Here is a 26,067-nt window from a genome sequence, read left to right on the forward strand (position 1 = left end):
GACGACGCCGCAGATGCGCGTGCCGGACCCGCGCCCCCGGCAAGATCCGAAGCAGAGGCCCTCAGCCGCGCCCTCTGGAGCGTGCGGCTCGGGCGATCGTCACGACCGCCTTCTCCAGGGCGTACTCGGGGTCGTCGCCGCCGCCCTTCACGCCCGCGTCGGCCGCCGCGACCGCACGCAGCGCCACCGCGACCCCGTCCGGGGTCCAGCCGCGCATCTGCTGCCGCACCCGGTCGATCTTCCACGGCGGCATGCCCAGCTCACGGGCCAGATCGGCGGGCCTGCCGCCGCGCGCGGACGACAGCTTGCCGATCGCCCGTACCCCCTGCGCCAGCGCACTGGTGATCATCACCGGGGCCACCCCGGTGGCCAGCGACCATCTGAGCGCCTCCAGTGCCTCCGCCGTACGCCCCTCCACCGCCCGGTCCGCGACCGTGAAGCTGGAGGCCTCGGCCCGTCCGGTGTAGTACCGACCGACGACCGCCTCGTCGATCGTCCCCTCCACATCGGCGACCAGCTGCGACACCGCCGAGGCCAGCTCCCGCAGATCACTGCCGATGGCGTCGCACAGCGTCTGGCACGCCTCGGGCGTGGCCGACCGCCCGAACCCCCGGAACTCCCCTCTCACGAACGCCAGCCGGTCCGCCGGCTTGGTCATCTTCGGGCAGGCCACCTCCCGCGCCCCCGCCTTGCGCGCGGCGTCCAGCAGCCCCTTGCCCTTCGCGCCGCCCGCGTGCAGCAGCACGAGCGTGATCTCCTCGGCGGGCGTCCCGAGGTACGCCTTCACATCCTTGACCGTGTCGGCCGACAGATCCTGCGCGTTGCGTACGACCACGACTTTCCGCTCGGCGAAGAGCGAAGGACTGGTCAGCTCGGCGAGCGTGCCGGGCTGCAACTGGTCCGGGGTGAGGTCGCGTACGTCCGTGTCGGCGTCGGCGGCCCTGGCGGCGGCCACCACCTCCTGCACGGCACGGTCGAGCAGGAGGTCCTCCTGGCCCACGGCGAGGGTCACCGGGGCGAGAGGGTCGTCATTCGCAGTCTTCCTGGCCATCGCCTACAGCATCCCACGCGGCACTGACAACGAAGCGGCCCGCGCACCCTGAGCGGTCCCGGACCGGTCCCGGAGTCCGTCTCGGGGTCACGGCTCCTCGCGCCAGCCGTCCCACTCCCCAGCGAACGCGTCCAGCTCGGCCGGGTCCAGCCTCTGGGCCTCGTCCCGCAGGACCAGCAGCCACTGGGCGTCCTCGGCGTCGTCCTCGCCGGCCAGCGCGTCCCGCAGGAGGCGGGGCTCCTCGTCGGTCCCGAACCGCTCCCCGAGCGCCTCGGCCGCCTCCTCCGCGGCGTCCCGGTCGGGCAGCACCAGCACATGTCGCACATCGCTCACGGGCCCATTCTCCGGTACCGCGCACCCCCCTTGACGGCCAGGCCGGCCCTTGGGCCGACCTGCACATGCGCGGGCCGAGCCGGTTCAGGAGCCCTGGTCCGGATTGCGCACCGTCGGCACGCGGCTCAGCTCGATCCCGAACCGCTCCCGGTACACCTTCAGCACCTCCTCGTCCGTCTCCAGTTCCCGTGTCCCGCGCGTGCCGTCGGCCGCCGTCGTCGTGAGCGTCCGCCCGCCGAGCGTGATCCTCCCCCCGTCCTCGGTGATCCGTGAGCAGACCAGCGACCGGGTGAAGTGCGACAGGGGCGAGGTGCTGTGCCACCAGGCACCGGCCGCGAAGTCCCCGAGCGCCCGGGGCCGTGTCTCCAGCCGGTACTGCGGGCTGCCGTTCCGCAGGACGTCCAGGTCACCGGCGCCCGCACGGCCGCCCCCGGTCACCCCGGCCGCGTCCGGTCCGGCCGCCCTCACCCGGAACGTGCCGCCGGGATCCTTCTGCTCCACCCCTTCCTCCAGCGCCAGCGGATGGTGACTGTGCGCCCCGAACCCCACGTCGGCCAGCCAGGTGGCCCCGTCCGCCGTCCGTACCCGCAGCGCGAGATGGTCGTAGGGGATCCCGAGCCGCTCCTCGTCGCCGTACACGCGCCCCGCGAGCAGCTCCACCTCGTAGCCGAGGGCGGCGAGCAACGTCCCGAAGGCGCCGTTCAGTTCGTAGCAGAAACCGCCCCGCCGGGCCGTGGTCACCTTCTCCAGCAGCCGCCCCTCCTCCAGCACGATCTCCTCGCCGAGATGAATCGACAGGTTCTCGAAGGGCACGGCCCGGAGATGGCGCAGATGCAGCTCCCTGAGCGCCTCGCTGGTGGGGCTTGCCGGGCGCACGGCCCCGAGGCGGCGGAGATAGGCGTCGACCTGTGCTGAGTCCATACGCCCAGTCTGCTGTCAGCTTCCCGTACCCGTCGGTGGCTTTCTCCCTTCGGTGTCGTGTCAGCGGTCGCTCGTCACCCGCACCTGCCCGCGGGTGCTCCCGGTCCCGCTGCTCCCCGCCCCGCTTCCCGTGACCGCGAGCGCTCCGTCCCGGTCGGTGCGCAGCACCATCGCGCCGCCGGTCCGCAACGCGGCCAAGGTGGTCGGTGCCGGGTGGCCGTAGGGGTTGCCGGCGCCGACCGAGACGAGGGCGACCCGGGGCGCCGCGAGCCGTATCAGCTCGGGGTCCTGGTAGGCGGAGCCGTGATGGGCCACCTTCAGGACATCCACACCGGCCAGCTCGGCCGCCGCCGGGGACCGCAACAGGGCCTCCTGCGCCGGGGGTTCGAGGTCGCCGAGCAGCAACAGCCGCAGGCCGCCCGTCCGGACCAGCAGCACCACGCTGGCGTCGTTCGGACCGTCCGGCTCCGGTGCCGGACCCGGCCAGGCCGAGGCTCCCTGCCGGTCCTGTGGAGGCCGGGCGCTCGGCGGGGGCCACAGCACCCGCCAGGCGAGCGGTCCGGTGCGCCGCTCCTCGCCCGCGACGGCCCGGGTGACCGGGATGTGCCGCTCGGCCGCCTCCCTTCTGACGAACTCGGCCTGGTCCGCCGGTTCCTCGAACCCCGTCGTCTCGATCGCGGCCACCGAACGGCCCCGCAGGACACCGGGCAGGCCCGCCACATGGTCGGCGTGGAAGTGGGTCAGGACGAGGAGAGGGATGCGGGTGATGCCCAGCTGCCGCAGGCAGCGGTCGACCGGCTCCGGATCGGGTCCGGCGTCCACGACCACCCCGGCGCCCTCGCCCGCCGCCAGCACGGTCGCGTCCCCCTGCCCCACGTCGCACATCGCGAACCGCCAACCGGGCGGCGGCCACCCCGTGATCACCCGGGTCAACGGCACCGGCCGCACCACCGCCAGCAGGAGCAGCACCCCGAGGGCCCCGCACCACCACGGGTGTCGCAGCAGCCTCCGTCCGGCCAGGACGACGGCCACGGTGACCGCCGCGAGCGACAGCGCCCCCGGCCAGCTCCCCGGCCAGTCCACCCCCGCACCGGGCAGCGCGGCACCGGTCCGGGCGACCCCGGCGATCCACCCGGCCGGCCAACTCGCGCACCGGGCGAACACCTTGGCCACCGGCATCGCCACCGGAGCGGTCGCGAGCGCCGCGAACCCGAGTACCGTCGCCGGCGCCACCGCCGCCTCGGCCAGCAGGTTGCACGGCACGGCGACCAGGCTCACCCGGGCCGACAGCACCGCCACGACCGGCGCGCACACCGCCTGTGCGGCGGCTGCCGCCCCCAGCGCCTCCGCCAGCCGCGGCGGCACTCCGCGTCGGCGCAGCGCCCCGCTCCAGCCGGGCGCCAGCACCAGCAGCGAACCGGTGGCCAGCACGGAGAGCAGGAAACCGTAACTGCGGGCCAGCCACGGGTCGTACAGCACCAGCAGCAGGACGGCCGTGGCCAGCGCCGGGACCAGGGATCTGCGGCGCCCGCCCGCCAGGGCGAGCAGGGCGACCGCGCCGCACGCCGCGGCCCGCAGGACGCTCGGATCGGGCCGGCACACGACGACGAATCCCAGCGTGAGCCCTCCCGCGAGCAGGGCGGTCCCGCGCAGCGAGAGCCCTAGGCGGGGTGCCAGCCCTCGGCGTTCGGCCAGCTGGGCCAGGCCGGGCGGGCCGATGAGCAGGGCGAGCAGGACGGTGAGGTTGCTGCCGGAGACGGCGAGCGTGTGCGCGAGGTCCGTCTCCTTGAAGGCGTCGTCCAGCTCGGGCGTGATCCGTGAGGTGTCCCCGACGACGAGCCCCGGGAGCAGCGCCCGCGCGTCCTGGGGCAGGCCGTCGGTCGCCTTCCGCAGCCCCTCCCTGAGCCGCCCCGCCAGCCGCTGAGCCCCGCTCGGTGCCGCCACGATCCGCGGCCCGGGCCGACCGCGTACCCGCAGCACGGCCGCGGTCCGGTCCCCACCGGCGAGCGCGGGGGCCAACCGTCCGCCCACCCGCAACCGCGTCGACGGCAACAACCCGAGCCAGGCCGCACGCCCGTCTCCGACTCGCCGGCCACCCGGGGCCTTCGTGCCCTCGCGGCCGGCCTGCGCCGACCGCGGCCCGGGCCCCCCTCCCCTCTCCGCCGGGGAATCCTGCGGCGGGCCCTCGGCGACGGGCTCCGGCGACCGCCCGGAACTCCCGCTCCGGCCGGCGCTCCCCTCCGGTGCCGGGACGTCCGCGTCGACGACCATCAACACCGGCGTCCGTGTCCGTACGCTCCTCCCCCCGCTCTCCTCGACGCGCCGCACCTCCGCCGGGACCAGCACCGCCACGGGTGCCGCGTGATCGCCGCGCACCCGGGGCCGGCTCAGCCACGGATCGCCGGTCACCTCCACCTCGGCGGTCACGGCCGTGAACCGCCGGGCCAGCTCGGGCACCGGCCCGCGCCGTACGTCCGCCCCGTGCAGCCCGGCGGACACCGCGGAGGCTGCGACGCAGAGCAGCACGGCGGCACCCGAGGCGCGGGCCCAGGCGAGCGGGCCCCTTCGTGCCGTCCCGGTGGGCGCGACGCGCGGGTGCGGCCCGGGCCTCCTCCGTATCGCCAGCAGCAGGACCCCGCCGACCAGCCCGACGACCGCGATCGCGGCGGTCCGGCCGGCTGGTGTGTCCAGCGTCAGGGCCGCGGTGGCCCAGGCCGCCAGCGCGGGCGGCACCAGACGCAGGTCCATGGGGTTCGGGCCGGCTTCCGCTCCCTCGGCCCCCGGCCGCGCGTCGTCGAGCGCCCGGCTCATGGCCGTACCAGGTCGCGCAGGTCCGTGAAGCGGCGGTCGCCGATGCCGTTGACCTCGCGCAGTTCGTCCACCGAGCGGAAACCGCCGTGCCGGGTGCGGTAGTCGATGATGTGCTGGGCCAGCACGGGGCCGACGCCGGGAAGGGTGTCGAGCTGGTCCGCGGTGGCCGTGTTGAGGGACACCGGTGCCGTGGGGCCGGCGCCCGCCGGTCCGGAGGCCGCCCCGCCCGCTGGACCGGGCGGGGGCGCCGCCCCGACGGGGGCGCCGACGACCACCTGTTCGCCGTCGATCAGGAAACGCGCCCGGTTGAGACCCTCGGTGCTCACGCCGGGCCTGACCCCGCCCGCCGCCCGCAGCGCGTCCGCCACCCGGGACCCGGCCGGCAACCGTCGGATCCCCGGCGTGCGGACCTTGCCGCTGACGTCCACCACGATCTCTCCGCCGGGGCTCACCGAGGACCCCGCGGCCGCACCGCTCTTCGCGTCGTCGCCCCTCTTGGCGGACGGCGCCTCCGCCCGCACCACTTGAGGGGCGCTCACGGACTGGGTCCGGCCCGTCCAGAAGTGCTGCGCGGCGAACGCGGCGGCGGCCACGAGCACCACGGCGAGCGCCACGACTCCCCGCCGCTCCACACCGCACCGCGCCTGCAGCCACACGGGCATCCGCTCCCGCAACGCCAGCCCGGCCCGCTCCCGCCAGTCGGGGCCCCTGGAACTCTCCGGCTCCAGGGGACTGTCCGACTTCACGGGGCTTTCCGTTTCCGGCTTCGAGAAGCCGTCCGCCTCCGCTGGTTCCTGAGCGGTGGACGGGCTCGGTGCCGGCGCCGGCTCGGGCGCGGTCGGACCGGGTACTGCCGTGGTCACCGGGTGTGCGGGACTCCGCGCCGCGCTCAGCCCGGGTGCCTGACCCGTGCCCGCCGTCGTCGGGTCCGTCCGGCTCGCCAGGTCCTGACCGTCCGGCGGGCCGTTCCCCGACTCCCGTCGGCGCACGGCTCGTTCGCCGAAGAGGATCTCCGCTCGGCGGCGCAGTTCCTCACCCGGTGCCGGCGGGTGGCCGCGGACGCGGCGGCGGTCGGCGCCGTGACGATGGCGGATGCGGCCGTCGGAGACGGGACCGCGGCCAGGGCCGCTGGTCGGAGTGGCTGTGCGTGAACGTGATCGAAGTGCCATGCGACGAGGATGGAGGATCTCCCCGGCCCCTCGATGATCTTGGTCAAATTCCGGGGATCACCGGCCCGTTGTGGAAAACTCCGCCACCCACACGAGTGAAACGTCAGCGGGGCGAGACCACCGCACCGAGCAGCCCGGGCCCGGTGTGGGCCCCGATCACCGCACCGACCTCGCTGACATGCAGGGCGGCCAGGCCCGGCACCCGGACCCGCAGCCGGTCGGCGAGCGCGGCGGCACGGTCGGGGGCCGCGAGGTGGTGGACGGCGATGTCGACCTCGGCGCTGCCCGCCCGCTCGGCGGCGATCTCCTCCAGGCGCGCGATCGCCTTGGACGCCGTACGGACCTTCTCGAGCAGCTCGATGCGGCCACCGTTCAGTTGCAGCAGGGGTTTGACGGCGAGAGCGGAACCGAGCAGGGCCTGTGCGGCGCCGATGCGGCCGCCGCGGCGCAGATAGTCGAGGGTGTCGACGTAGAAGTAGGCGGACGTGCCCGCGGCTCGCTTCTCGGCGGCCGTGACGGCCTCGTCCACGGTGCCGCCGGCCTCCGCGGCCTCGGCCGCGGCGAGCGCGCAGAAGCCGAGGGCCATCGCGACCATGCCGGTGTCCACCACGCGTACCGGCACCGGCGCCTCACGGGCCGCGAGGACCGCCGCGTCGTAGGTGCCGGACAGCTCGGCGGACAGGTGCAGGGAGACGATGCCGCTCGCGCCGGACTCGGCGACCTGGCGGTAGGTCTCCGCGAACACCTGGGGACTCGGCCGCGAGGTGGTGACGGCGCGCCGCTTCTGCAGCGCCAGGGCCAGGGAACGGGTGGAGATCTCGGTGCCCTCTTCGAGCGCCCGGTCGCCGAGGACCACCGTCAGGGGTACCGCTGTGATCCCGTGGCGCTCCATCGTCCGTGGCGGCAGGTAGGCCGTTGAATCGGTGACGATCGCGACATGGCGGGACATGAGCTGGAGGTTACCTGCCGTAGTGCTCGCGCGGCAGCCCGGCCCCTGTGGTGCGAAGCCCGCGGGTGCGCTCAAGCGGTGCTCTCGGGGCGCGCCTTCTTCTGCCAGGGGTAGGCGGGGCGCCGCGAGGGCGGGGTGATCGCCTGCGGGGCCGGCTCCTCGGAGGACCACGCCGGGGATGTCTGCGAGGGACCAGACGGGGTCCAGTGGCGCAGGGCGTCCGCCTCGATGTCGATCTGGCTGCTGAGTGCGCTCAGATCGTCGTCGCCGAAGCGGCGTGCGCGGTCGCGGACGGCCCGGCGCAGGGAGTCCGCGGAGCGGGTGATGCGTGCGGTACGGTCACGCAGCTCGGGCAGACACGTCGCGAGCTCGGTCCGGTCCGGCTCGGACTCCAGGCGTCTGAGATCGGCGTCCAGCTCGTGTCCGTGCGCGCTGAGCCGCTCGAAGAGACCGAGGGACTCCTTCAGCGACTCGTCCTCGGCCGCGCCCACGCGCAGCGCCTCCTGGGTGGCCCGCAGGGAGGTGCGCAGCTTCAGCCGGAGCTGTGCGATCTCGGCGGCCGGGCCGGTCTGGACGAAGGACTTGGCGCGCAGGGTGTGGTCCTCCACCGTGCGGCGGGCCTGTGCGACGGTCCGGTCCACGCCGCGCTTGGCGGCACCGACCGCCTTGACCGTGGCGTACACGCCCAGGCCGATGAACAGCACGAAGAGCAGGGCGAACACGGCGATCACTGCTTCCACTACGCTCCTCCTCCGGCAGGCTCGGCACAAGCCTGTGCGCTCTCCACGGTAAACGCAGCGGGCAGGTTCGGAGTTCCGGAAGAACCCCGAACCTGCCCGTAGGGGACTACCCCGATGCCGGAAGTGCCCCGCGCCCGGTCGTCACGCCGGAACGATGTTGACCAGCTTCGGCGCGCGCACGATCACCTTGCGGATGCCCGCGCCGCCCAGTGCCGCGACGACCTTCTCGTCGGACAGGGCCACCTTCTCCAGCTCCTCCTCGGAGATGGCCGGCGGCACCTCCAGGCGGGCCTTGACCTTGCCCTTGATCTGCACGACGCAGGTGACGGTCTCGTCCACCACGTAGTTCGGGTCGGCGACCGGGAAGTCGCGGTGGACGACCGAGTCGGTGTGGCCCAGCTTGCGCCACAGCTCCTCGGCGATGTGCGGGGCCAGCGGCGCGGCCATCAGCACCAGCGGCTCGGCCACCGACCGCGGCAGGGCACCGCCGGCCTTGGTCAGGTGGTTGTTCAGCTCGGTGACCTTGGCGATGGCCGTGTTGAAGCGCAGCCCCTCCAGGTCCTGGCGGACGCCGTCGATCGCCTTGTGCAGGGCGCGCAGGGTCTCCTCGTCCGGCTCGGCGTCGGTGACGGTGACCTCGCCGGTGTTCTCGTCGACGATGTTGCGCCACAGCCGCTGCAGCAGCCGAAACTGGCCGACCACCGCGCGCGTGTCCCACGGCCGAGAGACGTCCAGCGGCCCCATGGCCATCTCGTACAGGCGCAGGGTGTCGGCGCCGTACTCGGCGCAGATCTCGTCCGGGGTCACCGCGTTCTTCAGGGACTTGCCCATCTTGCCCAGCAGGCGGCTGACCTTCTCGCCCTGGTACCAGTAGGCGCCGTCGCGCTCCTCCACCTCGGCGGCCGGCACGGCGATGCCCCGGCTGTCGCGGTAGACGTAGGCCTGGATCATGCCCTGGTTGAACAGCTTGTGGAACGGCTCCGCGGAGGAGACGTGCCCCAGGTCGTACAGGACCTTGGACCAGAAGCGGGCGTACAGCAGGTGCAGCACGGCGTGCTCGGCGCCGCCGACGTACAGGTCGACACCGCCGTGCGGCCGGCCCTCGCGCGGGCCCATCCAGTACTGCTCGATCTCGGGGTCGACCAGCTGCCCGTCGTTGTGCGGGTCCAGGTAGCGGAACTCGTACCAGCAGGAACCCGCCCAGTTGGGCATGGTGTTGGTCTCGCGGCGGTACTTCTTCGGCCCGTCGCCCAGGTCCAGGGTGACGTTGACCCATTCCTCGTTGCGCGACAGCGGCGTCTCGGGCTGGGTGTCCGCGTCGTCCGGGTCGAAGGTGCGCGGGCTGTAGTCCTCGACCTCGGGCAGCTCCAGCGGCAGCATCGACTCGGGCAGCGCGTGGGCGATGCCGTCCTCGTCGTAGACGATCGGGAACGGCTCGCCCCAGTAGCGCTGGCGGCTGAACAGCCAGTCGCGCAGGCGGAAGTTGACGGTGCCTTCGCCGATGCCCTTGTCCTGGAGCCACTCGGTGATGCGGGCCTTGGCCTCGGCGACGCCCAGGCCGTCCAGGCTGACCTCGTCGTTGGACGAGTTGATGATCTTCGCGTCGTAGGACGCGAAGGCGTCCTCCCACGTGGAGGTGTCGGTGCCGCGGCCGTCGGTCGGCTCGACGATGCAGTGGATCGGCAGCTCGAAGGCGCGCGCGAACTCGAAGTCGCGCTGGTCGCCCGCGGGGACGGCCATGATCGCGCCGGTGCCGTAGCCCATCAGGACGTAGTCGGAGATGAAGACCGGGACCTTCTCGCCGTTGACCGGGTTGGTGGCGTACGCGCCGATGAAGACGCCGGTCTTGTCCTTGGCCTCGGCCTGGCGCTCCACGTCGGACTTCGAGGCGGCCTGCGCGCGGTAGGCGCCGACGGCCTCGGCCGGGGTGGCGTGGCCGCCGGTCCACACCTCGTGCGTGCCCTCGGGCCAGGCCTCGGGGGTGAACTTCTCGACCAGCGGGTGCTCGGGCGCCAGCACCATGTAGGTGGCGCCGAACAGGGTGTCCGGGCGGGTGGTGAAGACCGTGATCCGCTCGCCGTCGATCGGGAAGTCGACGCGGGCGCCCTCGCTGCGGCCGATCCAGTTGCGCTGCTGCAGCTTGATGGCCTCGGGCCAGTCCAGCTCCTCCAGGTCCTCCAGCAGCCGGTCGGCGTAGGCGGTGATGCGCATGTTCCACTGGCGCAGCTTGGCCTTGAAGACCGGGTAGTTGCCGCGCTCGGAGCGGCCGTCGGCGGTGACCTCCTCGTTGGCCAGCACGGTGCCCAGACCGGGGCACCAGTTGACCGGCGCGTCGGAGGCGTAGGCCAGGCGGTACTCGCCCAGGACGTCGGCGCGCTCGGCGGCGGTCAGCTCGCTCCACGCGCGCGTGGTGCCCGGAATCGCGCGCTCACCGGACTCGAACCGGGCGATCAGCTCGGCGATCGGGCGGGCCTTCTTCGCCTCGTCGTCGTACCAGGAGTTGAAGATCTGCAGGAAGATCCACTGGGTCCACTTGTAGTAGTCCGGGTCGATCGTGGCGAAGGACCGGCGCTTGTCGTGGCCCAGGCCCAGCCGGCGCAGCTGGGCCTTCATGTTCTCGATGTTGGCCTCGGTGGACACGCGCGGGTGCGTGCCGGTCTGCACGGCGTACTGCTCGGCGGGCAGGCCGAAGGCGTCGAAGCCCAGGGTGTGCAGGACGTTGTGGCCGGTCATGCGCTGGAACCGGGCGTAGACGTCGGTGGCGATGTAGCCCAGCGGGTGACCGACGTGCAGGCCCGCACCGGACGGGTACGGGAACATGTCCATGATGAACTTCTTGGGCCTGGCGACCAGCTCGGCGTCGCCCGCCAGGTCGCCCTTGGGGTTGGGCGCCCCGTAGGTGCCGTCGGCGTCCCAGAAGTCCTGCCAGCGTGCCTCGATCTCGGCTGCCATGGCGGCCGTGTAGCGGTGCGGCGCGGCCTCCGCGGACGTAGCAGCGGGGGCAGCGGGGTTCGTCTCGCTCATGATCCTCAAAGCTCCATCGATCGTCTCTGCCTGCGGCTGTGACATTCCAAGAAACGAAAAATCCCCTCGCACAGGAGGGGACGCCGCGCCGATGCCGACCTCGCGGTTCGACCGGGGGTCGGTACTGATCAGCGCGGCCCGCTAAGCAGAAGGCGTACGGCACGCATGGCGCTAGGGTACCGCAGGCCTCGAGCAAGCCGCGACGGGCTTGAGCAAGCGGCGCCGCAGCTCCGTATCCCTTGTGGACATGCCAGAAGCCACGGCGGAACTGAACCAAGGTCAAGGATTACTTCGCGTACCGCCCACCAAGGGACACCCCAGCAATCAGATGGTGCGTTGATAACAACGCAATAACGCAAACACTCGTACTGATCGGTATGACGCCACCTAGAGTTCGGCAGCGGGACCGCTTTCCCGATACTGCTCGGAGTTGCCCCCATGAACCCTCGTCGTAGTACCAGCTCCCTCCCCAAACCCGGCCGCTCGGCCTATGGGGTGGCGTCGGCTGTCGTCCTGCTGCTGATACCCGTGGTCGTACTGGTCGGAGGCAACCAGTTCCGCGACTTCCTGAACTTCGGCGCAGGCGTGCTGTCCCTCGTCTCGCTCAGCTGCTCGGTGATCTGGGGCCTGTTCGCCCAGGACCGGATCTTCCTGAACACGCGGCAGCGCATCGTCGGCCAGGCGGTGCACCGCACGACCGCGGTCGCCTCGATCGCGTTCCTGCTGCTGCACATCACCACGAAGATCGCGATGGGCCACACGGAGGTGATCGCCGCGATCATTCCGTTCTCACTGGGCGTGACCGGGATCGGCGGCCTGATCGGGCTCGGTTCGCTCGCGGGCCTGCTGATGATCTTCGTGGGCGTCACCGGCGCCCTGCGCAGCAACTTCGCCACCCCGGCCCCGGTCGCCGCCCGCTGGCGGGCCATGCACATGCTGGCCTACCCGGCCTGGTGCGCCGCCCTGGTCCACGGGCTCTACGCGGGTCGCGCGGCCAAGCCGATCTTCGTGATCCTCTACAGCCTGTCCCTGCTCGGCGTCATGGGTGCCCTCGCGCTGCGGGCCGCCCCACGCCCGGTCAAGCGCAAGGTCGCCGACCGGCTGGTGACCATGTTCGGCAGCTCGGAGCGGCCGGGCCTGGAGGAGCTGGACGCGAGCCGCTCCCGGGTCGCCGAGTCGGGGCTGCCCGGCTACGAGGGCCGGCGCGAGTCCAGGGAGAGGACCACCTCCACTCCGCTGTACCAGTCCCCCGCCGCCCCCGCCGCGGAGCCCGCCTCCGGTTTCGCCGCCGCCTACCGCGCGGTCTCCACTCCCGGCCGCGCCCAGCAGCCGTACGCGACCGGCCGGACCACCCGCACGGACCTGCCGCTGGACCTGCAGGCCACGGAAGCCGTCCCGCGCGTGGACGGCCTGTCCAGCACGTCGGGCAGCTGGCCGGTCCCGTCCCCGCCGCCGGTCGGCGAGGCCCCGCCGTCCGCGTACGACCCGCTGCAGGACACCGGATACACCATCCCGGCCTATGGCAATCCGGGCACTGCCGGATACGGCGGAGGTGACATGTACGACACCGGTGAGACAAACGGCCGCTATGGCACGTACAACGCCGGTGACACGTACAGCGGTCCCGCCACCGAAACACTCCCCGGCACGTCCTACGACGGACCGGGTTCGGGCGAACCTTGGAACACGCCGTCCGGAGGCTTTTAGTGAACGAGGCCCTGCCCGACGTCCCCGAAGTCCGCGTGGTCGGCCTTCCCCAGCTCACGTCGGGCTTCGACCTTGTGGAGCGGCTCGATCTGCCCATGCACCTGAAGGTGCACGGGCCGCTCGACCCGCTCGGCGGCGAACAGCTCGCCCAGCTCGCCGAGGGCATCAACCTCCGCGGCCGCGGCGGCGCCGGTTTCCCCTTTCACAAGAAGCTGCGCTCGGTCGCCGAATCGGCGATCAAGCGCGGGGTGCGGCCGGTCGTCGTGGTCAACGGCAGCGAGGACGAGCCGGCGTGCCGCAAGGACACGGTGCTCATCAACCGCGCCCCGCATCTCATCCTGGACGGCGCGCTGCTGTGCGCCGAGGCGCTCGGCGCGCGGACGCTCGTGATCGGTGTCACCCGCGAGTCCACGCAGCGCTCCATGGAGGCCGCGCTCGCCGAACGCGGCCTGAGCAACAGCCGTAGATCGGCGCTGCGCGCGTGGGTGCAGCGCAATCCGGTGCGCATGGTGACCGGCGCCGCCGCCTCGCTGATCCGCTCGGTCGACGGCGGACCGGCGATCCCGCCCGGCCGCAAGATCAGCGCCTCGCAGAGCGGTGTCGGCGGCGCGCCCACGCTGCTGTCGAACGCGGAGACGTTCGCGCAGCTGGCCATCGCCGCCCGCATCGGCCCCGAGCGCTACGGCAACACCGGCCTGTACGACGAACCGGGCACCGTCATGCTCACGGTGTCCGGCGCGGTCGCCCGCCCGATGGTGATCGAGGTCCCCACGGGCGTGCCGCTGCGCTACGTGCTGCAGCTGGCGGGCGCCCCGCCGGTGCCGCAGGGCGTGCTGACCGGCGGCTACCACGGCAAGTGGATCGACGCGGCGACCGTGAACGAGGCGATCGTCTCCCGCAACTCGCTGGATGCGGTGGGCGGTTCACTGGGCGCGGGCGCGATCCTGCCGATCAGCCAGGAGACCTGCCCGCTGGGCGAGTCGCTGCGGGTGGCGCAGTGGCTGGCCGAGGAGAGCGCCGGCCAGTGCGGCCCCTGCTACCTCGGACTGCCCGCCGCCGCGCGCGGCATGGAGGACATCCTCAACGGCGGCGGGCCGGCCGCCCTGGAAGCGCTGAAGCAGGTCGCGAAGAACGTCAAGCGGCGCGGCGCGTGTTCGCACCCGGACGGCTCGGCGATGTTCCTGGAGTCGACCATCAAGGCGTTCACCGACGACCTGGCCGCCCATGTCCTCGGAAACGGCTGCGGGCGGCCCGTGGAAGGCGTTCTGCCGCTCTTCGAGGGGGGCAGGGCCCCGACGGGCATTCCGGGCGGCGGAGAGCCCGAGGAGACCGGCGGCAGCCGTCAGAAGATCTACGTCGACTGGACCCTGTGCCGGGGCCACGGACTGTGCGCCGACATCCTCCCGGAGGTCTTCGAGCTCGGCGCCGACGGTTTCCCGACCGTCGCCCAGGCGCAGGTGCCGCGCTATGCGGAGGCGAAGGCACTGCGCGCGGTGCGCCGCTGCCCGGCGCTCGCCCTGCGCATCGAGGAGGACACGCGCGGGCAGGCGCCCTCCCGCAATCTGCCGGTCGTCTCCCAGGGCCGCGGCCGGCGCGCGCTCGGCCGCTGAGCCCACACGAAGGGGGCGGGTCACCCGGCTCGGGTGACCCGCCCCCTTCGTCCGGCCGGACGTCTTCGCAACACGCCGAAGGCGGACCATCCATCGGGATGATCCGCCTTCGATTTCTGTGGAGCTAAGGAGAATTGAACTCCTGACCTCCTGCATGCCATGCAGGCGCTCTACCAACTGAGCTATAGCCCCTTGTGTTGTTGTTTCGCCCGGTTCCCCCGGCGACGTCGTAAACATTACAGGCCCGGGGACGCAGCGCAAAATCGGTTTCAGGTTCACACTGATACGGCCGCTAATGTCGGCTTTCGTGTCCGTGATCGCCCCTTCCGCGCCCCGCCGCCGGGTACCGGTGGCCGCGTGCGTGTGCCTGCTGTCGTTCACGGCGTTCTGGGCCGCGCAGCGGGCCGCGCACGTGTCGATGATCGACCTGATGGTCTACCGGGCCGAGGGCGCCACCGTGCGCGCCGGCGGCGACCTGTACGCACTGCGGGCGACGGCCGCACACCTGCCCACCACCTACCCGCCGTTCGCGGCCCTGTTGTTCACCCCGTTGACCCTGCTGGACACCGCGCCGCTGCGCGCGCTGGCCACGGCCGGGAACCTGGCGCTGCTGCTGGTGTTCGTACGGCTGTCGCTGAAACTCGTCGGCCACGCGCGCGGAGAGACCGTCTGGTGGGTCGCGGCGCCGGCCGTGTGGTGCGAACCGGTGTGGACGACCCTGCGCTACGGCCAGGTCAACCTGCTGCTGGCCGTCCTGGTGCTGTGGGACCTGTGCCGCCGACCCGCCGGCGGCCACGACCGCTGGACGGGAGCGGGGCTGGGCCTGGCCGCCGCGGTCAAGCTGACGCCCGCACTGTTCCCGGTGTTCCTGCTCGCCACGGGTGTCGTCGCCCACCTGGGGGGCGCGGACGGACGGCCGTGGCTGCGGCACGCGCGCGGGGCGGCCACCGTGTTCGCCGCGGCGACGCTGTCGGCGGCGGCCGCCCTGCCGTACGACTCGTGGCGGTTCTGGACGGACATGGTGTTCCGTGCGGGCCGGGTCGGGCACGCCGAGGAGACCGCCAACCAGGCTCTGCGGGGCGTGCTGGCCCGCTCGCTGCACACGCCCGACCCGGGCACCCTCTGGGCCGTCTGTGCGGCTGTGACGGCCGCCGTGGGCCTCGCGACGGCCGTGCGGGCGGAGTTGCGCGGACGGCGGGCCTGGGCGGTGTGCGCCTGCGCGGTCACCGCCCTGCTGGTCAGCCCGGTGTCGTGGACGCACCACTGGGTGTGGTGCGTGCCGGTGGTGCTGCTGCTGTGGACCCGGGGGCACCGGGCACCGGCCCTGGGCACGCTGCTGGTGTTCTGCTCGTACGCCCCCTGGTGGGTGCCGCACGGATCCGGACGGCCGGAACTGCGGCAGGGCGGCGTGGAGTTCACCCTGTCGGCGCTCTACGGAGCGGCCGGTGCGCTTCTCCTCGTCCTGGCATGGACATCGTTGCCGAGGCCCGGTCAGGGTGTGGAGCGCGTCAAGCCGTCACGAAGGAGTAGAACCTCTTGAGCGTGCAGTGCTCCTCGAGGAGCCGGCCGTAGATGGGCTCACCCTCCAGCTCCCGGTACGTCTCGATCGGGTCGCCTTTTATGATCAGCGCCCGCGCGCATTCCTCGCACCAGTACTGGTAGTCGGGGTTGACCGGCTCCATGTCACGGACGATCGGCGTGCCGCTGCCGCACCAGTCGCACTTTCGCCTGTGTGCACCCATCGATCAGCTCCAGCTGTGGCCGCAGGCCGTGCACACGTAGGAGATTCCGCCGTTGTCGCCGAGGACCTGGGCGACGTGCGCGGAACCGCAGGAAGGGCAGCTGAGCCGGGTGGTCGTGCCCCGTATCAACGCCGCACCGAGGAGGTGGCCGACCTCCTCAAGGATGCTCGCAGGCATCGCTACTCCCTCCCGTCGGGCCGCGCCCCCTTCCGGCCGTTTGATTCTGCCACGGCCGGACCAATACGGTCAGCGACGCCTCAGTACCAGTCCGGACACAGCGCCGAGAACGCCTCCTCAGGGGTATACGCGCGCGGGGCCACGAGTCACTCAACCCGGCCCGGGAGCGGTGCGCGGTCCGGCCCGGCCGTACAGCAGAAGATCCCGCCCCCCTCAGGGGGACGGGATCTCATTTTGTGGAGCTAAGGAGAATTGAACTCCTGACCTCCTGCATGCCATGCAGGCGCTCTACCAACTGAGCTATAGCCCCTCGTGCCACGCGGCGGAGCCGCATGGTGTCTCGCCCCGCTCGGCGGGGCGAACAAGAAGAACTTTAGCCTGTGACCTGCCGGAAAGTGAAATCCGGGGTCCCGGGGGCCTCGGGACGGTCAGTCGTCGTCGCCGAGGACGGGCTCCGGGAGGGTGCCCGCGTTGTGCTCCAGCAGGCGCCAGCCGCGGGCGCCCTCGCCCAGCACGGACCAGCAGCAGTTGGAGAGACCGCCGAGGCTCTCCCAGTGCCGGGACTCCAGGCCGAGGAGCCGGCCGATGGTGGTGCGGATGGTACCGCCGTGGCTGACCACCACGAGGGTGCCGTCCTCGGGGAGCTTCTCGGTGTGCCGCAGCACCACCGGCGCGGCCCGGTCGGCGACCTCGGTCTCCAGTTCGCCGCCGCCGCGGCGGACCGGCTCGCCGCGCTTCCAGGCGGCGTACTCCTCGCCGTGGCGGGCGATGATCTCCTCGTGCGTCAGCCCCTGCCAGACGCCCGCGTACGTCTCCCGCAGGCCCTCCTCGCGGGTGACGTCGAGGCCGGTGAGCGCGGCCAGCTCGGCGGCCGTGTGCGCGGCCCGCACGAGGTCCGAGGAGACGATCGCGTCGGGCCGCAGCGAGGCGAGCAGCCGGGCGGCGCGGCGGGCCTGGCCGAGGCCGGTCTCGGTCAGCTCGACGTCCGTGCTGCCCTGGAAGCGGCGCTCCACGTTCCACGACGTCTGTCCGTGCCGCCACAGGATGATGCGGCGGCCGCGGTTGCTGCGGTCGGTCACCTCACCGGTGGCGCTCATCACCACTCCCCGCCCGGCTCCCGGTCGGCCTCGGCGGCCTGCAGCTTGGCGTGCTCCTCGGCCTTGCCGCGGGTGGCCTTGGCGTCGGCGGGCAGCTCGAGCTCGGGGCAGTCCTTCCACAGCCGCTCCAGGGCGTAGAAGACGCGCTCCTCGCTGTGCTGGACGTGGACGACGATGTCGACGTAGTCGAGCAGCACCCAGCGGGCCTCGCGGTCGCCCTCGCGGCGGACCGGCTTGGCGCCGAGGTCCTTCAGCAGGCGCTCCTCGATCTCGTCGACGATGGCCTTGACCTGGCGGTCGTTCGGCGCGGACGCCAGCAGGAAGGCGTCCGTGATGGAGAGCACGTCGCTGACGTCGTAGGCGATGACGTCGTGGGCGAGTTTGTCTGCCGCCGCCTGCGCGGCGGTGTTGATCAGCTGAAGAGAACGATCAGTGGCGGTCACTACATGGCTTTCCGTCGGCGGTCCTTTGGCCTCAAGGGTCTCACGGACCGCCGGGGGCACCCCACGTGTTTACCGCGGCACGTGGGGCGCCCGGGCCGCGCTCAGGAGGAGCCGGGCCGGTAGTCGCCGCCCAGGACAACCGAGACGTCGGCGCCGGAGGAGACGGTGCCCTTGGTCACGGAGCCGGCCGGCAGGCCCAGGGTCTTGGCCACCTCGGCGGCGTCGGCCTTGTGGGAGGCGTCGGCGTACGTCACCTTCGAGGCGGTCTGGGTGCCGGAGGCGCTGCCGCCCTCCAGGAAGGTGAAGCCGCCGTTGAGGAGCACCACGCGGGCCTTCTCGGTGTCGTCCTTCACACCCGTGGCGTTCTGGACGGAGACCCGGACCGCCGCGCCCGCGTCGGGACTCTTGGCGGTGCCGCCGAGGATGTCCTTCACCACGCTGTCGCTGGTCTTCGCGCTGAGCGTGCCGTCGGACTGCACAGGGAGCAGGGCGCTCTTGTAGGCGCCGCCCTTGGCGAGGTCGGCGAGCTTGGCGAGGAAGGTGCCGAGGTCCTTGTCGGTGAGCGACGGGTCCAGGATCTGCGCGAGGGTCTGCACGGTGGTCGTGGCCGACGACGGATCGGAGGACATCTTGCGCAGCACGCCCTGCATGACCTGGCCGAACCGCTCCAGCTGGGCGTTCTGGGACTCGCCGGTCGCACGGTAGGTGGCGTAGGCGACGGCCATCTTTCCGCTGAGGGTCTGGTCGCTGCCCTTGTGGACGAGCGGCTCGGTGCCCTTCTTCTTCGTGTCCGGGTCGGGTACGTCGGTGTCGGTGTCGATCTCGATGTTGCCGACCAGTTCGACGAGGTTCTGCAGGTAGGGGGTGTCGAGGCGCCAGGTGCCCTGGATGCTGGTGCCGAGGACGGTGTCGAGCTGCTCGCGGGTGCCGGACGAGCCGTCGTCGTCGACCGACTTGGCGAGGGTCGTGGTGGAGCCGTCGTCGGCGGTGAGCGCGAGGGAGTTGGGCAGCAGGACGGTGGTGCCCTGCCCGGTGGTGGTGTTGTCGACCAGGAGGGCCGTCGAGGTGCCGCCCTTTCCGGTGTTGTGCAGGTGGACGACGATCACGTCGCGCTTCTGGGCGGCGACGGGCGTGCCCGTGCCGGTCTTGCCGCCGGAGGAGGACAGGCCGGGCAGCTTTCCGGCGTACCAGAGGTAGCCGACGCCGCCGACGGCGACGAGGGCGAGCACGACCAGGAGGGCGATGATCCGGCTGCGGGCGCGGCGGCGGGCCTCCTCGCGGCGCTCGGTGCGGTTCTCGGTGAACTTCAGCCAGTCGATGACGTCCTCGGAGTCGCCGTCCGGCTCCTCGACGAAGGCGAACTGCTCGGTGTGGTACTCCGGTTCGCCCTCCTCCCCCGGCCGCTCGCTCCGCTCCGGGGCGTGGGCGTCCTCGGCCGGGCCGGGCTGGTGCGGGATGTAGGCGGCCTGCTCGGCGACACGGGGCTGCTGCCCGCTGGTCGCGGCCTGCCCGTAGGGGTCGTGGCCGGTGGTGTTCCGGGTGCCGGTTCCGTAGGGGTCGTACGGGGCCTGGGACCCGTACCCGTCGTACGCGGGCGGCTGCTGCGCGGAGCCGTACGGCTGCGCCGGCGGCTGCTGACCGGTGGCGTAGGGGTCGTAGCCGTAGCCCTGCTGCCGGCCGTACGGGTCGTAGGTCTGCTGCGGTGCCTGCTGTGCCGGGATCTGCCGGTACACGGGCTGCCCGTACTCGTCGTAGCCGACGAGTTCGTACGGGCCGGCGCCGTAGCCGGCGTCACCCGCGTCGTATCGGTCGTTCACCGGTGCCCCTCTCGGCTCACTCGCCGCGGTACAGCTCGCGCTTGTCGATGTAGCGCACGACTCCGTCCGGCACCATGTACCAGATGGGGTCTCCCTTGGCGACTCTCGCACGGCAGTCCGTGGAGGAGATGGCGAGGGCCGGCACCTCGACGAGCGAGACGCCGCCTTCCGGCAGGCCCGGGTCGGTCAGGTGGTGGCCGGGGCGGGTGACGCCGATGAAGTGCGCGAGGGAGAACAGCTCCACACTGTCGCGCCAGGTCAGCAGCTGGGCGAGGGCGTCGGCGCCGGTGATGAAGAACAGGTCCGTGTCGGGGTTGAGGGCGCGCAGGTCGCGCAGGGTGTCCACGGTGTAGGTGGGGCCGCCGCGGTCGATGTCGATGCGGCTGACGGAGAACTGGGGGTTCTCGGCGGTCGCGATGACCGTCATCAGATAGCGGTCCTCGGCCGGGGAGACCTTGCGGTGGGACTTCTGCCACGGCTGACCGGTGGGGACGAACACCACCTCGTCCAGCTGGAACTGCGCGGCGACCTCGCTGGCCGCCACGAGGTGCCCGTGGTGGATCGGGTCGAAGGTTCCGCCCATGACGCCCAGGCGCCGCTTGCCCGTGTGGGCGGGGCCGTTGCCCGGTCCGTACTGCGGCTGCTTCACCGTGCCGTCGGCGTTCTCGTGCGCCGGACCGGTAGGCATGTCCTGCTCTCCCATGCGTGCAGACCCTACCGGCCCGGTCTTGGACGTCCGGCCGGGGACGGGGTCCGTGGTCAGCGGTCGCGGTTGAAGCGGGTGGTGATCCACAGCAGGAGCAGCAGGATGCCGAGGGCGACACCGCCGGTGACGGCCGGGTTGAGGCTGTTGTGGTGGCCGCCCTCGGCTTCGGCGAGGTTGACCAGCTGGGTTGCGGCGCGGTGAAGGCTCATCTTCGGCAGGACCTAACGCGTGTGGGCGGGATAAAGATGTCGGCTCATCGTATGCGGGCGGCCTCACGGCGATCACGCCGACTCCGCCGATGGGGACGGCCGGCGGAACTTGTGCCGCTTCTCAGTCGTCTTTCCGCTTGTAGCCGCTCAGCAGGAACCAGGCGGTCAGTGCACAGCCCAGGAACATCACGATCAGGACGATGCGGAGCAGATTGCCCGAACCGTGCTGCTGGACGGCGCTCTCGGCGGCCTCGGTCAGCCAGGCGGCTGCGGGGTGGTGCTCCATGGCGTGGACTCCTTCGGCTGTACTGCCCGTCCACGGTATCTGCGCCTAGGCTGGGCCCTGCTTCGGGGGCACGGTGAGCACTCATACGCATGGGGGAAGACATGTCCGACGACGGCCGGCAGCACAACGGGCACGAACGGGTGCCCAGCAGGCAGCGCAGGCGGTTCCCCGGGATCTCGTCGCGCGCGTACGAGCATCCGGCCGACCGGTCGGCCCTGGTGGCGCTGCGCAAGCTGAGCGGGTTCGACACCGTTTTCAAGGCGCTCAGCGGGCTGCTGCCGGAGCGGAGCCTGAGACTGCTGTTCCTGTCCGACTCGGTGCGGGTCTCCGAGCGGCAGTTCCAGCACCTGCACGACATGCTGCTGGACGCCTGTTACATCCTGGACCTCGAGAAGGTCCCGCCGATGTACGTCACGCAGGACCCGCAGCCGAACGCGATGTGCATCGGCCTGGACGAGCCGATCATCGTGGTGACGACGGGGCTCGTGGAGCTGCTCGACGAGGAGGAGATGCGGGCGGTCGTGGGCCACGAGGTGGGCCACGCGCTGTCCGGCCACTCCGTCTACCGCACGATCCTGCTGTTCCTGACGACCATCGCGCTGAAGGTGGCCTGGATCCCGCTGGGCAACCTGGCGATCATGGCGCTCGTCACGGCGCTGCGGGAGTGGTTCCGCAAGTCGGAGCTGTCCGCGGACCGGGCGGGGCTGCTGGTGGGGCAGGACGTGCGGGCGTCGATGCGAGGCCTGATGAAGACAGCGGGCGGCAACCATCTGCACGAGATGAACGTGGACGCGTTCCTGGAGCAGGCCGAGGAGTACGAGTCGGGGGGCGATCTGCGCGACTCCGTGCTGAAGATCCTGAACGTGCTGCCGCGCTCGCACCCGTTCACCACCGTGCGGGCGGCCGAGCTGAAGAAGTGGGCCGAGTCCCGGGACTTCCAGCGGATCATGGACGGCCACTACCCACGGCGCAGCGAGGACAAGGACACCTCCGTCAGCGACTCCTTCCGGGAGTCCGCGGCCAGCTACGCGAGCGATGTGAAGGGTTCCAAGGACCCGCTGATGAAGCTGGTGGCGGACCTCGCGGGCGGTGCGGGCGACCTGGGCGGCCGGGTACGGCGTGGCTTCGACGGCTTCAAGAGCCCGCCACCGGCGAAGGAGGGGCCGGCGGACGCGGAGTAGAGCGGGCCGCCGGTGCAAGCGCCCGGTGAGTGCGGCCCCGCCGGGGTCGGCACCGCCGGGCGGAGTGTCAGGGGCTGGGCACCGCCGGGCACGCCACCGCCGGGCCCGGCACCGCCCGGCTCAGCGGCCCGGTCCTGCTCCCCGGCGGACTGCCCGCCACAGGACTACGCACCGCCGGATCCAGGCGCCCCGCCGAGCGCCGCCGGGCCCGGCATCGCACAGCTGGGGTGCCGCCCCTCTCCCGAGCGGCTTCTCTGCGAGCGCCGTGATCCCCGCCCGGTTCTGCCCTACCCCTTCGGCTGGGCCGCAGCGGCCAGCGTTCCGCACAGGGCCGTAGGGCTGTCCGTTGCGTAGGGGTCCGTCCCCGCGGGGCCTCCTGATCGGGCTGTCTGGCCTGCCAGGAGGGGGCGGAGGTAGGCCGTGGAGTCCTCGGCGCAGGACAGCGGCCCCGCCTGGACGTAGGACGTGACCAGCTGGGTCTGGTGGGTGCGCAGGTCGTCGCGGGTGAAGTGGAAGGTCAGCTCGCGGCGGACGGTGAAGAGGGAGACGGCCGCGCCCGCACCGGCGCCGGTGCGGCGCAGGGCGTAGACGAAGGTGTGGTCGGCGGTGACTTCCAGCGTGGCCGCGTCGCTCTCGGTGGCCCGGAGGTCGCCCTGGACGCGGATCCTGTCGTCGGCCAGCTGGGCCCGGGAGGGGTCGAGGCGGACCAGCCAGCCGGTCGCGGCATGCCGGCCGTCCGCCGACGGGCGGTCGAAGCTCTGGTCGAACTGGTCCAGCTGGTCGGCGTCGAGCAGGGACCGGGCGGGCCCCGCCTGGCGGCCGGTGAGCACCTCGGGGTAGAGCGAGGAGCGGACGATGTAGTCCTTGGCGGTGGTGAGCGCGGCCACGATCTGGCTCTCGGAGAAGTGGGCGGTGCTCCGGGAGGCCGGCAGCGGAATCCCCTCGGCGCCGATCTCGTAATGGACGGCGGGGCTGTGCCTGTACAGGGTCTCGGCGTCGGCGTCACCGGGCACCTTGCCCTGCGGAGCGAGCGGGATGACCGTCATCCGCAGGGGCTCCACGGGCCGCCGGGCCTGCGGTGAGCCGTAGGGGTGGCGGACGCCCATGTAGATCGCGGTGCCGAAGGCGATGGCGATCAGCAGGACGAGGATCAGTGCCTGGCGGGTGAGGCCCCGGTGCAGGGGCGAGCGGCGGCGTACGGCGGGCGCGTGGTCGGCCATCCGCTCCCGGGCGGAGTACTCCTGCAGGCGGGCAGCACGGACGAACGACTCGTCGAAGACGACGGATCGGTACTCGTCCTCTGCACCGCCGGGGCCGCCCTCGGGTGTCCCCTCCGGTGGGTCTCCAGGCCCGCCCATACTTTCAGGGTAGGTCTCGGAAGCCTCGGGTAAACGCCCTGGTACACGACAAGTTCTGACAGGTTCTCACCAGGCGGCGCCCCCGGCGCTCAAGGGGAGCGCGGGATGGCCGAGGCGGCGGGCTGGGCCGGCTGGGAGTAGTCGGCTGAGACGGAGGGAGCCGCGGCGCTGCCCTGCTCCAGACCGGTGGAGGCGGGGGTGGGCACCCCGTCGCGGGTGCTGGAGGAAGCCCCCCGGTAGACGGCGGCGAAAGCCAGGGCGACCATGCCGATGCCCATGACGACGGCGAGCACCCAGGCCACGGGGCGGTGCCAGCGGACCTGCTTGCCGTAGGAGCCGAAGGGGCCGTGGCGGTCGCCGAGCACGTAGGTGTCGTGCAGCTCGTCGTCGCCCGGATCTTGGCCGAAACCGACGCCGTCGGGGCCGTAGGCGTCGTCGTAGTGCTCGCCCGTGGTGCGGGCGCGGCGAGCCTCCGCCTCCGACGCCTCGGCTCTGGCCTGGGCGGCGGCCAGGAGGCGTTCGACGGCGGTCGGCTCATGGAAGGCGGCCGCCTGTACGAAGGCCTCGTCGAAGACCACGGAGGCGAACTCTTCGTCCGACACCCCGCGGTCGTGGTCGTCGTCGGGCTCCCAGCCGTCAGGGAACGGCGTGCCCCCCACGTCCTCCGGCACGCGTCCAGAGTAGTCCTGGGGGGTCAATTTGGGCAGACGGTATGGAAATTCGTCTGACTGGTGAGACGCCTTTCGGACGCCTCGCAGCAGCCCGGCAGGTCCGCCGACCGGGTGAACCTCAGCGGCGTACGTGCCCGTCACCGGTGACGATGTACTTCGTGCTGGTCAGCTCCGGCAGGCCCATGGGGCCGCGGGCGTGCAGCTTCTGGGTGGAGATGCCGATCTCCGCGCCGAAGCCGAACTGGCCGCCGTCGGTGAACCGGGTGGAGGTGTTCACGGCGACGGTGGTGGAGTCGACCAGCTGGGTGAAGCGGCGGGCGGCCTGCTGGGAGGTGGTGACGATCGCCTCGGTGTGGCCGGAGGTCCACAGCCGGATGTGCTCGACGGCCTTGTCCAGCGAGTCCACGACCGCGGCGGCGATGTCGTAGGACAGGTACTCGGTCTCCCAGTCCTCGGCCACGGCCTCGACGACGGTGGCCTTGGAGTCCTTGGCGTAGGCCATGACCCGCTCGTCGGCGTGCACGGTGACGCCGGCCTCGGCGAGGGCGTCGAGGGCGCGGGGCAGGAACTCGGGGGCGATGTCCTGGTGGACGAGGAGGGTCTCGGCGGCGTTGCAGACGCTGACCCGCTGGGCCTTGGAGTTGATCAGGATGTCGACGGCCATGTCGATGTCGGCCCGGGCGTCGACGTAGACGTGGCAGTTGCCGGTGCCGGTCTCGATGACGGGCACGGTGGACTCGGTCACGACCGTCTGGATCAGGGAGGCGCCGCCGCGCGGGATGAGGACGTCGACCAGGCCGCGGGCGCGCATCAGCTCGCGGACGGAGTCGCGGCTCTCGCCGGGCACGAGCTGGACGGCGTCGGCGGGCAGCCCGGCGCCGCCGACGGCGTCCCGGACGACCCGGACGAGCGCGGTGTTGGACTCGTAGGCGGAGGCGGAGCCCCGCAGCAGGACGGCGTTGCCGGACTTCAGGCAGAGGGCGGCCGCGTCCACCGTCACGTTCGGGCGGGCCTCGTAGATGATGCCGACGACGCCGAGCGGGACACGTACCTGGCGCAGGTCGATGCCGTTGGGGAGGGTGGAGCCGCGGACCACCTCACCGACCGGGTCGGGCAGCTTCGCGACGTCGCGGACGTCGGAGGCGATGGCGCGGACCCGCTCGGGGGTGAGGGTGAGCCGGTCGACGATGGCCTCGCTGGTGCCGTTCTCCCGGGCCTTGGCCACGTCCTTGGCGTTGGCCTCGACGATCTCGGCCGTCCGCACTTCCAGGGCGTCGGCGACGGCGAGCAGCGCGTCGTCCTTCACGGCGCGCGGGAGCGGCGCGAGGTCGGCGGCGGCACCCTTGGCCCGGTAGGCGGCCTGGGTGACCGGGGACATCGAGTCGTACGGCGAGAGCGTGGTCATGAGGGAAGGGTAGTGCGCCGGGCGGGCCACCCACCGCTCGTCCCACAGCCCGAGACGAGCCCTGGGGCCTCGGGCGGGGCTCGGCCGGCGCCTCGGGCGGCCCGCCGGGCAGACGCTCGGCCGGGCCGTTCAGAAGGGGTGCACGCCCACCGGGGTCGCCGGCGCGGGGCCGTACCCCGCGGCGATGCGCTGGTGGTAGGTCTCGCGGTCGATGACCTCGAGTCCGACGATCTCCCAGGGCGGCAGCCCGGCGCTGTGCCGGTGCTCGCCCCACAGACGCAGGGCGACAGCGGCGGCGTCGTGCAGGTCGCGGGCCTCTTCCCAGTACCGGATCTCGGCGTGGTCGGTGGCGTACCTGCTGGTCAGCAGGAAGGGGTGGTCGTGGGCGAGCTGTTCCAGGGCCCGCCGCAGGTCCGGGAGCGGGACCGTCTCCCCGGAGACGCTGAGGGTGACGTGCCACAGCCGGGGCAGATCCTGGGGTTCTTCGTAGGCGTCCCCGGCCGCGACACTCGTCAGAGCACCGCGGGACGCCGCCGTCCCAGGGCGCACTCGTCTCACGACGGCCTCCTTCACACACCGCTCGGGAACGTGTTCCTGGGTCACAGTTGAGCAGGCCCTATCGCTCCGTGGGGCGGTTTTACGGAACGTCCCCCACCGGGG

24 protein-coding genes and 2 tRNA genes are annotated in these 26,067 nt (G+C 72.3%); 4 read left to right on the top strand and 22 right to left on the bottom strand.

Going from position 1 to position 26,067, the window contains the following annotated elements; translation table 11 throughout:
• Nucleotides 1–61: 61 nt before the first annotated feature.
• The 8 genes from holA to leuS form a co-directional block, all read right to left on the bottom strand.
• Complete coding sequence (gene holA / locus ACIHEJ_RS15155; protein ID WP_400135271.1) at nt 62–1,051, bottom strand: DNA polymerase III subunit delta; 990 nt, start codon at nt 1,049–1,051, stop codon at nt 62–64.
• Nucleotides 1,052–1,138: 87 nt separating this feature from the next.
• The gene (locus ACIHEJ_RS15160) at nt 1,139–1,384 is read right to left on the bottom strand and encodes a hypothetical protein (protein WP_400135272.1); all 246 of its coding nucleotides are present in this window, start codon (nt 1,382–1,384) and stop codon (nt 1,139–1,141) included.
• A gap of 84 nt (nt 1,385–1,468) precedes the next feature.
• The gene (locus tag ACIHEJ_RS15165; RefSeq protein WP_400135273.1) at nt 1,469–2,305 is read right to left on the bottom strand and encodes an arylamine N-acetyltransferase; all 837 of its coding nucleotides are present in this window, start codon (nt 2,303–2,305) and stop codon (nt 1,469–1,471) included.
• A 60-nt stretch (nt 2,306–2,365) separates the two neighbouring features.
• Nucleotides 2,366–5,116, bottom strand: coding sequence for a ComEC/Rec2 family competence protein (locus tag ACIHEJ_RS15170; RefSeq protein WP_400135274.1), 2,751 nt, complete (start codon nt 5,114–5,116; stop codon nt 2,366–2,368).
• Nucleotides 5,113–6,285 carry a helix-hairpin-helix domain-containing protein gene (locus ACIHEJ_RS15175; protein ID WP_400135275.1) on the bottom strand — a complete coding sequence of 391 codons (1,173 nt, stop codon included), beginning with the start codon at nt 6,283–6,285 and terminating at the stop codon, nt 5,113–5,115. Before ACIHEJ_RS15175 ends, ACIHEJ_RS15170 begins: the two co-directional genes overlap by 4 nt.
• Before the next feature lie 103 nt (nt 6,286–6,388).
• Entirely contained in the window at nt 6,389–7,234 is an 846-nt protein-coding gene (locus ACIHEJ_RS15180; protein ID WP_400135276.1) for a DegV family protein, read from the bottom strand.
• Between the two features lie 71 nt (nt 7,235–7,305).
• Nucleotides 7,306–7,974, bottom strand: a complete 669-nt coding sequence (locus tag ACIHEJ_RS15185; RefSeq protein ID WP_400135277.1) for a hypothetical protein — start codon at nt 7,972–7,974, stop codon at nt 7,306–7,308.
• A 141-nt stretch (nt 7,975–8,115) separates the two neighbouring features.
• Entirely contained in the window at nt 8,116–10,998 is a 2,883-nt protein-coding gene (gene leuS, locus ACIHEJ_RS15190) for a leucine--tRNA ligase (RefSeq protein WP_400135278.1), read from the bottom strand.
• Between the two features lie 438 nt (nt 10,999–11,436).
• On the opposite strand from leuS, the gene ACIHEJ_RS15195 reads away from it, so the two are divergent.
• Together ACIHEJ_RS15195 and ACIHEJ_RS15200 are read left to right on the top strand one after the other, a co-directional pair.
• Complete coding sequence (locus ACIHEJ_RS15195; protein WP_400135279.1) at nt 11,437–12,705, top strand: cytochrome b/b6 domain-containing protein; 1,269 nt, start codon at nt 11,437–11,439, stop codon at nt 12,703–12,705.
• Entirely contained in the window at nt 12,705–14,315 is a 1,611-nt protein-coding gene (locus ACIHEJ_RS15200) for an NADH-ubiquinone oxidoreductase-F iron-sulfur binding region domain-containing protein (RefSeq protein WP_400135280.1), read from the top strand. The genes ACIHEJ_RS15195 and ACIHEJ_RS15200 overlap by 1 nt, the downstream gene beginning before the upstream one ends.
• 119 nt (nt 14,316–14,434) lie before the next feature.
• Here the strand turns inward: ACIHEJ_RS15200 and ACIHEJ_RS15205 are convergent.
• A tRNA-Ala gene (locus ACIHEJ_RS15205) sits at nt 14,435–14,507 on the bottom strand.
• Between the two features lie 115 nt (nt 14,508–14,622).
• On the opposite strand from ACIHEJ_RS15205, the gene ACIHEJ_RS15210 reads away from it, so the two are divergent.
• Nucleotides 14,623–15,855 (top strand): glycosyltransferase 87 family protein, encoded by a 1,233-nt coding sequence (locus ACIHEJ_RS15210; protein WP_400135281.1) that lies wholly within the window; start codon nt 14,623–14,625, stop codon nt 15,853–15,855.
• Here the strand turns inward: ACIHEJ_RS15210 and ACIHEJ_RS15215 are convergent.
• From ACIHEJ_RS15215 to ACIHEJ_RS15255, 9 genes are all read right to left on the bottom strand, one after another.
• Nucleotides 15,824–16,057 carry a hypothetical protein gene (locus ACIHEJ_RS15215; protein ID WP_003976229.1) on the bottom strand — a complete coding sequence of 78 codons (234 nt, stop codon included), beginning with the start codon at nt 16,055–16,057 and terminating at the stop codon, nt 15,824–15,826. The two genes, ACIHEJ_RS15210 and ACIHEJ_RS15215, sit on opposite strands and share 32 nt — an antisense overlap.
• 3 nt (nt 16,058–16,060) lie before the next feature.
• Nucleotides 16,061–16,234 (bottom strand): hypothetical protein, encoded by a 174-nt coding sequence (locus tag ACIHEJ_RS15220; RefSeq protein ID WP_351020352.1) that lies wholly within the window; start codon nt 16,232–16,234, stop codon nt 16,061–16,063.
• A 237-nt stretch (nt 16,235–16,471) separates the two neighbouring features.
• Nucleotides 16,472–16,544 (bottom strand) — tRNA-Ala (locus ACIHEJ_RS15225).
• Between the two features lie 118 nt (nt 16,545–16,662).
• Nucleotides 16,663–17,331, bottom strand: a complete 669-nt coding sequence (locus ACIHEJ_RS15230) for a histidine phosphatase family protein (protein ID WP_400135282.1) — start codon at nt 17,329–17,331, stop codon at nt 16,663–16,665.
• Nucleotides 17,331–17,774 (bottom strand): ribosome silencing factor, encoded by a 444-nt coding sequence (gene rsfS, locus ACIHEJ_RS15235; RefSeq protein ID WP_400135283.1) that lies wholly within the window; start codon nt 17,772–17,774, stop codon nt 17,331–17,333. Before rsfS ends, ACIHEJ_RS15230 begins: the two co-directional genes overlap by 1 nt.
• A 101-nt stretch (nt 17,775–17,875) precedes the next feature.
• Nucleotides 17,876–19,591: an LCP family protein gene (locus ACIHEJ_RS15240; RefSeq protein WP_400135284.1), complete on the bottom strand. Its 1,716-nt coding sequence runs from the start codon at nt 19,589–19,591 to the stop codon at nt 17,876–17,878.
• A 16-nt stretch (nt 19,592–19,607) separates the two neighbouring features.
• Nucleotides 19,608–20,294 (bottom strand): nicotinate-nucleotide adenylyltransferase, encoded by a 687-nt coding sequence (gene nadD, locus ACIHEJ_RS15245; RefSeq protein ID WP_400135285.1) that lies wholly within the window; start codon nt 20,292–20,294, stop codon nt 19,608–19,610.
• 56 nt (nt 20,295–20,350) lie between these two features.
• Nucleotides 20,351–20,506 carry a hypothetical protein gene (locus ACIHEJ_RS15250; protein WP_400135286.1) on the bottom strand — a complete coding sequence of 52 codons (156 nt, stop codon included), beginning with the start codon at nt 20,504–20,506 and terminating at the stop codon, nt 20,351–20,353.
• Between the two features lie 121 nt (nt 20,507–20,627).
• A complete protein-coding gene (locus ACIHEJ_RS15255; RefSeq protein WP_400135287.1) occupies nt 20,628–20,792 on the bottom strand; it encodes a hypothetical protein in 165 nt (54 codons plus the stop codon).
• 101 nt (nt 20,793–20,893) lie between these two features.
• Between ACIHEJ_RS15255 and ACIHEJ_RS15260 the strand changes: the two genes are divergently transcribed.
• Nucleotides 20,894–21,973, top strand: coding sequence for a M48 family metallopeptidase (locus ACIHEJ_RS15260; RefSeq protein WP_400135288.1), 1,080 nt, complete (start codon nt 20,894–20,896; stop codon nt 21,971–21,973).
• 287 nt (nt 21,974–22,260) lie between these two features.
• Here ACIHEJ_RS15260 and ACIHEJ_RS15265 read toward each other — a convergent pair whose 3' ends face one another.
• The 4 genes from ACIHEJ_RS15265 to ACIHEJ_RS15280 form a co-directional block, all read right to left on the bottom strand.
• On the bottom strand, nt 22,261–23,331 hold the full coding sequence (locus ACIHEJ_RS15265) for a hypothetical protein (RefSeq protein WP_400135289.1): 1,071 nt from the start codon (nt 23,329–23,331) through the stop codon (nt 22,261–22,263).
• A gap of 89 nt (nt 23,332–23,420) precedes the next feature.
• Entirely contained in the window at nt 23,421–24,029 is a 609-nt protein-coding gene (locus tag ACIHEJ_RS15270) for a hypothetical protein (protein ID WP_400135290.1), read from the bottom strand.
• A 91-nt stretch (nt 24,030–24,120) separates the two neighbouring features.
• Nucleotides 24,121–25,407 (bottom strand): glutamate-5-semialdehyde dehydrogenase, encoded by a 1,287-nt coding sequence (locus ACIHEJ_RS15275; protein WP_400135291.1) that lies wholly within the window; start codon nt 25,405–25,407, stop codon nt 24,121–24,123.
• A gap of 129 nt (nt 25,408–25,536) precedes the next feature.
• A complete protein-coding gene (locus ACIHEJ_RS15280) occupies nt 25,537–25,965 on the bottom strand; it encodes a hypothetical protein (protein WP_400135292.1) in 429 nt (142 codons plus the stop codon).
• Between the last annotated feature and the right edge of the window lie 102 nt (nt 25,966–26,067).

The organism is Streptomyces sp. NPDC052301 (assembly GCF_044593395.1).
In the GTDB taxonomy this organism is placed as follows: domain Bacteria; phylum Actinomycetota; class Actinomycetes; order Streptomycetales; family Streptomycetaceae; genus Streptomyces.

What these genes read in the sequence shown, in the direction of transcription:
- holA (WP_400135271.1), bottom strand. Translation starts at nt 1,051, where the DNA reads ATGGCCAGGAAGACTGCGAATGACGACCCTCTCGCCCCGGTGACCCTC.
- ACIHEJ_RS15165 (WP_400135273.1), bottom strand. Translation starts at nt 2,305, where the DNA reads ATGGACTCAGCACAGGTCGACGCCTATCTCCGCCGCCTCGGGGCCGTG.
- ACIHEJ_RS15170 (WP_400135274.1), bottom strand. Translation starts at nt 5,116, where the DNA reads ATGAGCCGGGCGCTCGACGACGCGCGGCCGGGGGCCGAGGGAGCGGAA.
- ACIHEJ_RS15175 (WP_400135275.1), bottom strand. Translation starts at nt 6,285, where the DNA reads ATGGCACTTCGATCACGTTCACGCACAGCCACTCCGACCAGCGGCCCT.
- ACIHEJ_RS15180 (WP_400135276.1), bottom strand. Translation starts at nt 7,234, where the DNA reads ATGTCCCGCCATGTCGCGATCGTCACCGATTCAACGGCCTACCTGCCG.
- leuS (WP_400135278.1), bottom strand. Translation starts at nt 10,998, where the DNA reads ATGAGCGAGACGAACCCCGCTGCCCCCGCTGCTACGTCCGCGGAGGCC.
- ACIHEJ_RS15195 (WP_400135279.1), top strand. Translation starts at nt 11,437, where the DNA reads ATGAACCCTCGTCGTAGTACCAGCTCCCTCCCCAAACCCGGCCGCTCG.
- ACIHEJ_RS15215 (WP_003976229.1), bottom strand. Translation starts at nt 16,057, where the DNA reads ATGGGTGCACACAGGCGAAAGTGCGACTGGTGCGGCAGCGGCACGCCG.
- ACIHEJ_RS15220 (WP_351020352.1), bottom strand. Translation starts at nt 16,234, where the DNA reads ATGCCTGCGAGCATCCTTGAGGAGGTCGGCCACCTCCTCGGTGCGGCG.
- ACIHEJ_RS15230 (WP_400135282.1), bottom strand. Translation starts at nt 17,331, where the DNA reads ATGAGCGCCACCGGTGAGGTGACCGACCGCAGCAACCGCGGCCGCCGC.
- nadD (WP_400135285.1), bottom strand. Translation starts at nt 20,294, where the DNA reads ATGGGAGAGCAGGACATGCCTACCGGTCCGGCGCACGAGAACGCCGAC.
- ACIHEJ_RS15250 (WP_400135286.1), bottom strand. Translation starts at nt 20,506, where the DNA reads ATGAGCCTTCACCGCGCCGCAACCCAGCTGGTCAACCTCGCCGAAGCC.
- ACIHEJ_RS15255 (WP_400135287.1), bottom strand. Translation starts at nt 20,792, where the DNA reads ATGGAGCACCACCCCGCAGCCGCCTGGCTGACCGAGGCCGCCGAGAGC.
- ACIHEJ_RS15260 (WP_400135288.1), top strand. Translation starts at nt 20,894, where the DNA reads ATGTCCGACGACGGCCGGCAGCACAACGGGCACGAACGGGTGCCCAGC.
- ACIHEJ_RS15265 (WP_400135289.1), bottom strand. Translation starts at nt 23,331, where the DNA reads ATGGGCGGGCCTGGAGACCCACCGGAGGGGACACCCGAGGGCGGCCCC.
- ACIHEJ_RS15275 (WP_400135291.1), bottom strand. Translation starts at nt 25,407, where the DNA reads ATGACCACGCTCTCGCCGTACGACTCGATGTCCCCGGTCACCCAGGCC.